We start from the raw sequence: 7,141 nt of genomic DNA on the forward strand, positions 1-7,141 counted from the left end.
GTCCGCGCGCGCGGGGGGGGTCGGGGCCCGGCCCGCGCCCCCCCCCCCCCACCGCCGCGGCGCCCCGGTGCGACGGGGGGCGGCCCGGGCGCTCGGGGCGGGGCGGTCGATCAGGAGGACGACGGGGCGGCCGGCCCTCGGGAGTAGTGGGCGGCGGCGAGGACGGAGGCCATCAGCTCGGCGTCCAGAACGGAGGTGTCGCCCAGCCGGGTCGCCGCCGCATGGGAGTTGAGCAGGCTCTTGGTGACCCGCAGGCCGGCCTCGGGGCGGCGCGCGACCGGCTTGACCCACTCGTCCACGGCCCGGTCCAGGTCCTGCTCGGGGACGACCCGCTGCAGGATCGAGAGGTCGAACGCCTCCGCGGCACCGACCGGGCGGCCGGTGAGGATGATCTCTCGGGCGCGGGCCGCGCCGACCTCGTTGAGGAGGCGGGGCAGCAGACCGCCCCAGGCGACGGGCAGGCCGAGGGCGAGTTCGGGCAGCCGGAATGCGGCGGTGTCGGCGCCGACCCGCAGATCACAGGCGAGGGCCAGGGCGAAGCCGGCGCCCGTCGCGCGGCCCTGGACCCTGGCGATGGTGACGGCGGGGCTGTCGGTGAGGGCCTCGCAGACCCGGCGGGCCAGGGTGCCGGAGCTGCGGATACCGCCGCCGGTGGGGTCCACGCCGAGCGAGTCGGCGAACTCGTCACGGTCGCCGCCGAGGCAGAAGTCCGGACCGGCGCCGGAGAGGACCACGACGCGTACGGCCGGGTCCGGTACGGCGAGGACGGCGAGGAGTTCCGCCAGCATGGCCGCGGTGACGGCGTTCCCGGTCCCGGGGCTGTCCAACTCGACGTACAGGACCGCGCCCCGGCGCTCGACGCGGACGCTGCGGGAGGCGGCCGGGGTGTGGGCGGCGGCGGGCCCCTGGTGCGCGGACCCGTAGGCGGCACGATCGTGGGCGGGCTCGACCGCCCCGGCGGGCTCGGGCGGCGCCGGAGGCTGCGGGGGGTACGGGGGGTGCTGCGCGTACGGGGGGTACGGGATCGCCTCGGAGGAAACGTTCATGCGGCAACTCTCAAGGACATCACCCGGTGGAAGACCATCCGGGGTGCGAACTCGGGCTGACCCACCACCCGCAGGGTCGGGAAGCGCCGCAGCAGCTGGCCCAACAGGGCGCGCGCCTCCAGCCTGGCCAGGGCCGCGCCGAGGCAGTAGTGGGCGCCCCCGCCGAAGGCGATGTGGGAGCCCTTGCGCAGGACGTCGAAGGTGTGCGGGTCCGGATTGCGGCGCGGATCGCGGTTGGCTGCCCCGTACATGACATGGACCATGGTGTCCTTGGGGACGAACACCCCGGCCAACGTCGTGTCCTCCCCCGCGACGCGGCTGTTGAGGCGGACCGGCGGGTCGTAGCGCAGCGCCTCCTCGACCGCGTCGTCGATGTGCTCCGGCCGGGCCCGCAGCCAGTCCCAGGTGCCGGGGGACCGCAGCAGCGACCACACCATCAGGGAGAGCGACGCCGCCGTGGCCTCCAGGGAGGCGATGGTGACGAACATGGTGAGCTCGTAGACGGTCCGGTCGGTGGCCTCGCGGTCGGACTCCAGCGCGTCCCAGGTACGGATCCAGCCGGACACCACGTCGTCGCCCGGGTTGGCGCGGCGCTCCTGGACGAGGCCGGTGAAGTACCGCCGCAGTTCCAGGGTGGCCGCTTCCGAGATCGCCAACTGGCTCTTGGTGGGCAGGAGTTCCTGGGCGTGCACCTGGTTGTGGGTGATCTCCAGGATGTGCGCGAAGTCCTCCGGCGGGATGTCCAGCCAGCGCCCGATGGTGTTGATCGGCAGCCGGTCGCCGACCAGGGCCGCCAGGTCCGCCTCGCCGTCCACGCGTATTCGCTCGGCCAGGCGGTCGAGCAGCCCGGCGACGTCGGCCTCGATCTCCGGCGCCATGGCCTGGAGCGTCTGGCGGCCGAAGAGGTTCCCGAGGCTGTGCCGCTGCCGGGTGTGGACCGGAGCGTTGAGCCGGTGGAGGGTCCGGCTCATCTCCTGGGTGGCGACGGCCTGCCAGCGCTCGGTGTCGGTCTGCCGTTCCTGCCAGGCGAAGTCGGGGACGAGCCAGGACCTGTCGCGCAGGACCTGGTCGCACGCGTCGTAGCCGGTGACCAGGTACCCGCCCCACGGCGCCGGCACGAGATCGCCCATGGCCCGCAGCTCGTCGTAGATCGGGAACGGATCGGCCAGCCCCTCCGCCGACCGCAGCCGCCGCAGGAACGGCACGGCGGCGCGGCGGTCGACGGTTCCAGCACGGCACTCCGGTGTCCCGGGGCGGGCTTCCATCATGGCGGTCACGCGGGGCTCCTTGCGCTGGCGGGCAGTACGGCGGCGACCTACCCACCGGGAGCACGCTCAAGCGTCGATCGGAGTTGCCCCCGTCACATGCCCGAAGTCGCCGGACTCCGTTCACCGCTGAGCGGTCGTACGGACTCCGGCTCCGCCCCCGGTCAGAGCCGGAAGACGTCCAGGAAGGAGCTCCACCACCCCTTCTGCTTGACCGGGGCCCGGCCTGCGACGGGCGCCGCGGTGGTGGCGGCCGGCGGGTGCGGCGTCGCGTTGGCGGGCGTCCCGGCGGGCGGGCCGCTCGGTCCGGCGCCCGTGCCCGCCACCGGGGGGCGCACCGGCGCCGGGCTGAACCGCACCGGCAGCGAGACCAGTCCGCGCTGGAACGGGCCCGGCCGCCAGTCCACGCTCTGCGCGGGCACCGTGAGCGTGACGTCCGGGAGCGCGTTGAGCAGGCACTCGATCGCGGTCAGCGCGATCAGCTGGGCCGGGGACTTGGCCGGGCACGCGTGCGGGCCCGCACCCCAGGCCAGGTGGGCGCCCTTGCTCAGGGTCAGCCGGGCGTCGGTCAGCACCGGGTCGCTGTTGGCGGCGGCGAAGCTGATCACCACCGGGCTGTCCGCGGGCATCCGGACCCCGCCCACCTCGACGTCCTGCATCGGGAAGTGCGTCGCGTAGTTGGCGATCGGCGGGTTGTTCCACAGCACGTCGTCGAGGGCGTCCTCGATGCGCATCCCGGAGCCGCCGTCGCCGGACAGCAGCAGGAGCAGCGCGTTGCCTATCAGGTTGCGCTCGGGCTCGACGCCGGCGCCCATCAGCATGACCAGCTGGTCCTTGAGCTCCTCGTCGCGCAGGCCCGCCGGGTGCTGGACGAGCCACGAGGTGATGTCGTCGCCCGGCTGACGCCGCTTCAGCGCCACCAGGTCCATCAGGCAGGCGTTCAGCTCCTCGTTGGCCCGGAGCACGTCGAGGCCGTCGAAGAGCGCGGACATGCTGCGGGTCAGCCGGTCGCCGATGTCGGCCGGGCAGCCGAAGAGCTGGTTGAACAGCAGCAGCGGCAGCAGCTTGGCGTAGTCGTTGATCAGGTCGGCCCGGCCCAGCGGGCTGAACTGGTCGATCAGGTAGCCGGCGATCCGCTCGACGTGCCGGTTGAGCCGGTTGTCGTTGAGCCGCTCCAGGCTCTCGGTGACGGCCTTGCGCAGCCGAAGGTGCTCGGTGCCGTCCGTGAAGAGGCAGTTGGGGCGGTAGAACATCATCGGCAGGACGGGGCTGTCCATCGGCACCCGCCCTTCCTTCAGCGCCGACCACCGCCGGGAGTCCCGGGCGAACAGCCCCGGGTTCTGCAGCACCCGCAGGGCGACCTCGTGCGAGGTGACCAGGGTGGCGTCCACCCCCGGGGACAGCTCCACGGGGGCGACGGGGCCGTGCGCACGCAGCGCGTCGTAGACCGCCTCGGGGTCGGACGAGAACATCTCCCCGTACAGCGGAGTCGGCCCGCCGTGCATCGGGCAGCCCGGGGGAGGCGACTGCGGGGCGGGTCGCTGCGGAGATTCCATGGGTCGTTCCTCGGAAGTGGCCCCGGCGGGTGCGGCCGCGGGAGGCGGTGACGGGGGGAGGGTCAGGAGGCTCGTTCGAGCAGGTGCCGGACGAGGGTGAGCAGGGCGTCGGCGGACGACCGCTGGTCGCGCGCGTCGCAGAACACCACCGGCGTGTGCGGGAGCAGGTCGAGCGCCTCGCGCAGTTCGTCCTCGGTGTAGTCGCTCTGCCGGTCGAAGCTGTTGACCGCCACGGCGTACTCCAGGCCGTACTGCTCGATCAGGTCGATGACGGGGAACGTGTCCGTGAGACGGGTCGGGTCGGTCAGCAGCAGCGCTCCCAGCGCCCCCCGCGCCATGTCCTCCCAGAGCTGCATGAACCGCTGCTGGCCCGGCGTGCCGAACAGGTACAGCACCAGGTCGTCGCCGAGCGTCAGCCGGCCGAAGTCCAGCGCGACGGTCGTGGTCTTCTTGTCCGGTACGCCCCGGAGGTCGTCGACGCCGGTGGACGCCTGCGTCATCTTCTCCTCGGTGCTCAGCGGGGCGATCTCCGAGAGGGCGCCGATGAGCGTGGTCTTGCCGACCGCGAAGTGCCCCACGACCAGGATCTTGACAGCGGTCGTCACCCCGCCCGGGACGTAGATGTCCTCAGGCGAACCGGCGTTGAAGTCCATGCAGTACCTTCTCTAGGAGTCTCGGATCCGGGGCCTGGGCCGGTGGCGGGGCCGCCCGGCGCAGCAGCCGCCCCTCGCGGATCAGGTCCGTCAGCAGCAGCCTCACCACCCCGACCGGCAGCGCCAGGTGGGCCGCGACCTCGGCCACCGAGAGGTAGCCGCCGGAACACAGTTCCCAGATCGCCAGGGTCTCCGGGCTCGGACGGGCCGGGAGTCCCTGCTCGGGGGCGACGGTGACCAGGGTGATCAGGGACAGGTCGTCCGCACTCGGCAGCTCACGGCCGCCGGTGATGACATAGGAGCGGATGAAGCCGCTGGCCACCCGCTGCTCCTCGCCAGGGACCGTCATGAGCCGCTGAGTGTGCTCTGGCGCGGCGCCGCTGTCATCGCCCGTCCGAGCGCGCCCACCTGCTGCTGCATCCGGAAGGACATGGCCTCCATGTCGACGTCGGAGGCGGTGGAGGCCGCGAGGTAGGCTCCGCTGCCGGCCGCGATCAGGAAGATCCAGCCGTGGTCGTACTCCAGGAGCGTCTGGCGCCACGTGCCGCCGCTGCCCCCGACGAACGGGGCGACCGCCCGGCTCAGCGACTGCATCGAGCTCATCGCGGCGGCGTTGGTCTCCGCCTCGTCACGGCCGATCTCGCTGGACCGTTCGAGCAGGAGGCCGTCGGCGGAGACGAGGATGGCATGCCGGGCACCGCGCACCTGAAGCACATCGTTGAGCACCCAGGACAGATCAGGGCTCACTGGATCTCGGTTCCTTCCGTGGTCATGGTGTTGCGCCCGGACAGCGTCCCGCGCTGGAACGCGCCGAGGCGGGTCGCCGTCTCCTGGCCGGTGCTCCGCACCGGCTCGTCGACGCGGCCGGAGTCCTGCGGTTGCGGGACCACCGAGACAGTGCGCTGGCGTCGGCGCCGGGGCAGCCGTCCGTCCGCCGTCATCTCCGGTTCCGCCTGCGCGGCGGCCGCGGCGAACGGGGCGGGGGCGGACGGGACCGGCTCGGGCAGCGAGGCGAGCCGCTGTCCGAGGGCCTGCGCCCGGACCGGCACGGGCTGCTCCACCGGCTCCCCCTGGTACTCGCCCTGGTAGGCGCCCTGGTACTCACCCTGGTGGGCGCCGTTGTACTCGTTCTGGTGGGCGCCCTGGTACTCGCCCTGGTACCCGCCGTCGTACCCGCCGTGCTCGGCGACGGCCGGGGGCGCGACCTCGCTGCTGAGCAGCTCGGCCGGCAGCAGCACCACGGCCCGCACACCGCCGTACGGGGAGACCGAGTCGACGGAGACCCGGAAGCCGTAGCGGGCGGACAGCATGCCGGAGACGGCGAAGCCGAACTTCGGGGGGTTGCCCAGGCCGGTGAGGCTGATCGGCGCACCCGGGTTGAGGAGCGCGGCGGCGCGGTCCTTCTCCTCCTGCCCCATCCCGAGACCGGCGTCGTCGATGATCAGGCAGACACCGGTCGGGACGGCCTGGACGCTGATCTCCACCGGGGTGTCCGGGGCGGAGTAGTTGGTGGCGTTGGCCAGCAGTTCGGCCAGCACCACGGCGACCGGCTCGACGACCTTGCTGGCGAGCGAGACGCTGACCCGGGAGTGGATCTGCACCCGGTCGAAGTGCCGGATCCGGCCCTGGGCGCTGCGGGCCACGTCGTAGATCGAGGCGACGGTCTCCCGGCGGCCCAGCCAGCCGCCGCAGAGCACCGCGATGCCCTGGGCGCGCCGGCCGAACTGACTGTTCGTGTGGTCGATCAGCATCAGGTCGGCGAGGATCTGCGGGCTGTCGCCGTACTTGCGCTGCACCTTGTCGATGACGACCTGCTGCTCGTCGGCCAGGCCCTGCAGGGTCCGCATCGCCGCCTTGAGGACTGCCTTGGTGTCCTCCTCGGCGTCCCTGCGGACCTCCGCCAGCACGGCCGCGTGCTGGCTCTGCAGACGCGCGTTCAGCGCACCGAGATCGTCGCGCTGCCGCTGCGCCAGGGCGGTCGCCTCCTCAAGGGAAACGTTTCGCCTGCGCAGGGAGAGGTTCGTCCTGCGAGCCTGGAGGGCGACTGCGACCGCTACGAGCATCACCACGATGGAGACCCAGAAAAAGGGTTCCTGCACAAATGACGTCATGAAACTCTCTTCAGGTGGCATCGCGTCAGGAACAGGTCCGGACCGCCCTGCGCGAACGGGACTGGCGGCCTGCGTCCCGCCGAAAGACACCTGTCGTTCCATCACGTCGGTGGAGCTCTTCCGGCACGAGACCTGCGGCAACGCCTATCGCGGAGTTAGCTTACTGCAACTCTTGGCATGTCAGAACAGTTGCCAATCAGGGCAGTTGGGGAGAAACTCCGCCACCTTCCGACATCGCGCCACGGGAGTACCGGAGTTTGTGACCCGGCGTTCACCCACGTCTCACACCGGCGCCACAAACGGGTTCGCGCGCAGAGTGATCACCCCACTACGCTCCGGTGCCGGACCTCCCCGCACCAGGGCCTATGCCCGCCGCGGCCCCCGAAAACGGCGGCGGGGGGGGGGGGGGCGGAGGGGCCCCCCCGCCGCGGCCCCGGCGGTGGGTGGGTAGCCCCACAGAAACCAGCGGGACGAGGGGGGGGAGTAGCGCACATCGAACCCCAACGAGGA

At 72.4% G+C, this 7,141-nt stretch carries 7 protein-coding genes; all 7 read right to left on the bottom strand.

Annotation, left to right across the window (positions count from 1 at the left end; translation table 11 throughout):
- Positions 1-110: 110 nt before the first annotated feature.
- Positions 111-1,046 carry an enoyl-CoA hydratase/isomerase family protein gene (locus tag ACFVYI_RS36900; protein WP_387893751.1) on the bottom strand — a complete coding sequence of 312 codons (936 nt, stop codon included), beginning with the start codon at positions 1,044-1,046 and terminating at the stop codon, positions 111-113.
- A complete protein-coding gene (locus tag ACFVYI_RS36905) occupies positions 1,043-2,176 on the bottom strand; it encodes a cytochrome P450 (protein ID WP_387893794.1) in 1,134 nt (377 codons plus the stop codon). The genes ACFVYI_RS36900 and ACFVYI_RS36905 overlap by 4 nt, the downstream gene beginning before the upstream one ends.
- 299 nt (positions 2,177-2,475) lie before the next feature.
- On the bottom strand, positions 2,476-3,867 hold the full coding sequence (locus tag ACFVYI_RS36910; RefSeq protein WP_387893753.1) for a cytochrome P450: 1,392 nt from the start codon (positions 3,865-3,867) through the stop codon (positions 2,476-2,478).
- Positions 3,868-3,929: 62 nt separating this feature from the next.
- On the bottom strand, positions 3,930-4,520 hold the full coding sequence (locus ACFVYI_RS36915) for an ATP/GTP-binding protein (protein WP_360641368.1): 591 nt from the start codon (positions 4,518-4,520) through the stop codon (positions 3,930-3,932).
- A complete protein-coding gene (locus ACFVYI_RS36920) occupies positions 4,495-4,869 on the bottom strand; it encodes a DUF742 domain-containing protein (RefSeq protein ID WP_360641369.1) in 375 nt (124 codons plus the stop codon). Before ACFVYI_RS36920 ends, ACFVYI_RS36915 begins: the two co-directional genes overlap by 26 nt.
- Positions 4,866-5,267 carry a roadblock/LC7 domain-containing protein gene (locus ACFVYI_RS36925; RefSeq protein ID WP_387893755.1) on the bottom strand — a complete coding sequence of 134 codons (402 nt, stop codon included), beginning with the start codon at positions 5,265-5,267 and terminating at the stop codon, positions 4,866-4,868. Before ACFVYI_RS36925 ends, ACFVYI_RS36920 begins: the two co-directional genes overlap by 4 nt.
- A complete protein-coding gene (locus tag ACFVYI_RS36930) occupies positions 5,264-6,631 on the bottom strand; it encodes an ATP-binding protein (protein WP_387893757.1) in 1,368 nt (455 codons plus the stop codon). Before ACFVYI_RS36930 ends, ACFVYI_RS36925 begins: the two co-directional genes overlap by 4 nt.
- Positions 6,632-7,141: the final 510 nt, after the last annotated feature.

Origin of the sequence: Kitasatospora sp. NPDC058218 (assembly GCF_042882445.1) — a bacterium.
Taxonomy (GTDB): Bacteria; Actinomycetota; Actinomycetes; order Streptomycetales; family Streptomycetaceae; genus Kitasatospora.

Coding starts and splice junctions, on each gene's coding strand:
- ACFVYI_RS36900 (WP_387893751.1), bottom strand. CDS start 1,046: ATGAACGTTTCCTCCGAGGCGATCCCGTACCCCCCGTACGCGCAGCAC.
- ACFVYI_RS36905 (WP_387893794.1), bottom strand. CDS start 2,176: ATGGGCGATCTCGTGCCGGCGCCGTGGGGCGGGTACCTGGTCACCGGC.
- ACFVYI_RS36910 (WP_387893753.1), bottom strand. CDS start 3,867: ATGGAATCTCCGCAGCGACCCGCCCCGCAGTCGCCTCCCCCGGGCTGC.
- ACFVYI_RS36915 (WP_360641368.1), bottom strand. CDS start 4,520: ATGGACTTCAACGCCGGTTCGCCTGAGGACATCTACGTCCCGGGCGGG.
- ACFVYI_RS36920 (WP_360641369.1), bottom strand. CDS start 4,869: ATGACGGTCCCTGGCGAGGAGCAGCGGGTGGCCAGCGGCTTCATCCGC.
- ACFVYI_RS36930 (WP_387893757.1), bottom strand. CDS start 6,631: ATGACGTCATTTGTGCAGGAACCCTTTTTCTGGGTCTCCATCGTGGTG.